This window comes from Flavobacterium sp. GQ95 (assembly GCF_059758655.1).
The window spans coordinates 1-887 of the sequence record NZ_JCAXEB010000055.1; the positions used below are offsets into that span (position 1 = coordinate 1).

General features: G+C 41.7%; 1 protein-coding gene. It reads right to left on the minus strand.

Going from position 1 to position 887, the window contains the following annotated elements; genetic code table 11:
- A partial coding sequence (locus AC6CH4_RS25900) for a discoidin domain-containing protein (protein WP_498108211.1) occupies positions 1-887 on the minus strand: 887 nt, incomplete at both ends.

Genomic DNA, 887 nt, shown 5'->3' on the forward strand with positions numbered 1-887 from the left:
CCTCAATAGTTTTAGTATGGCTGCCTTCTGCGTTGCTCGCCGTAAGCTCCACACTATACAAACCGGCCTCTGTAAAAACAAAATTTGGATTTTGCTCTACAGAAGTAAATTTCACAACCCCATCCTTGCTGATTTTCCATAACCACGAAACAGGCGCATTGCCGGATCGATCCTGCAACAAAACCGGTTCCCCTGCTAAAACCTGCACTATATCATCATTTGCACGTTTTACATCTAATTCTTTTATAGTAGCATACGTAAAATCATCAAGTCCCGACAAAGCCTTAAACCGAATGTAGCGGGCAGTAACCGCTAAAAAAGATTCTTCTTTTATAGCCTTCGTTTTATCCCAGGTACCTGTTTTTACCACGATCCAGTTTTCCCCATCAGAGCTTACCGAAAATTCAAAATCTTTAATAAGACCATAGACAGGATCTGTTTCTGCCCTAAACCCGTCTATTTTACAGGATACCCCCATATCAATCTGAATTTCATGCGGATATACCGCCCTATTGCTTGACCAAGATGAGTTACTATTACCGTCAAAAGCTTGGAATGCACGATTAAGTCTCTCCTCACTACTTACCGATTTTAAAACCCAGCCTGCCTTTGAAACATAATTTAAAACAGCAAAATCTGCTAATGGAGGCGCTGTTGCCCCAATCCTATCGGTTACTCTTTTTGTATCGTTGCCAAAAGCATTCCTTGCCCTACATTCGATACTGTATAATCCTGATTCAGCAAATACAAAACCTGGGTTTTGCTGCTCGGAAGTAAACACTACACCCCTATCCTTATTGCCGACTTTCCAGGACCAGCAAACAGGATCAGTAGCCGGGGTACCTGTAAAAACTACACTTTCACCTGTTTTGACTACTTTTGACAAA